The 809-nt window shown below is 41.3% G+C and carries 2 protein-coding genes; both read left to right on the forward strand.

Annotated features, from left to right (window positions below; genetic code table 11):
• The coding region (locus AC1DWN_RS34625) for a hypothetical protein (protein ID WP_477563327.1) at positions 1–462 on the forward strand (462 nt) is incomplete at its 5' end.
• A gap of 123 nt (positions 463–585) precedes the next feature.
• The coding region (locus AC1DWN_RS34630) for a heptaprenyl diphosphate synthase component 1 (RefSeq protein ID WP_477563328.1) at positions 586–809 on the forward strand (224 nt) is incomplete at its 3' end.

Below are 809 nucleotides of genomic sequence, written 5' to 3' on the forward strand. Positions count from 1 at the left end.
GCTGTATTTCGTTCAACGCCTGCCGTTCGTCTAACAAACAGTAACTTAGTTGACGTGCTTGTAGGGATCCAGCTAAAAGAACGAGTTGATAGAGCCGAATGGAATAATGCCATATTGTCAATCGATATAAAAGTAAATACGTTAGATGGACGACCATCGCTTTGGTTTGCTGATATTGAGAAGCTGCTTCGTGTTGCTTTCTTGCAGCTTGAAAACGTAAAGAGAGTGCTCATCCGCATGATAGAGGATCGATCGGAGGGTACAGTGCTTTTGGCAGCAATAGATGTACGCAAAACAGACAGCTGGCTTATAAGCGACATGGATGTTCTTAAGCATGCAGATCCCGTTCATGATGAGTTATGGAGGAAAAGATTACGAGTAAGCTTCACAAGCGCTTGGGAGGACAGATTCGGTCCAATAACTGGCTTCTCTATAAAGCCGGTCTCAATAATCAATAACTGAAGCATAATATGTTGCAAAATGATAAACAAAGAGTATGATTCGTATGCTCTTTAAAAAAGTTGTGCTATAATAGTTTAGATTATTGAGCGGCGATTTGTGCTTCTCTGTTCGGAGGCTTACCCCATGAAACCATACCGTATACCTGAAATAGCACAAAAGTACATTGAATATGATATGATTCAAACGCATACGGACCTGCCGGAGCTTCCGGAAGCAAGGCTCCGTTTACTTTATGCTTTTCTAAATCATGACCTTTCACTAACCAAACAAAGCGAGCTATATACACTCGTTATTGCACTTGTTCAGCTAGGTATGGATACCCATGATCTAATCGATACTGATGTGGA

It is taken from the genome of Paenibacillus sp. P4_A7, assembly GCF_056402455.1.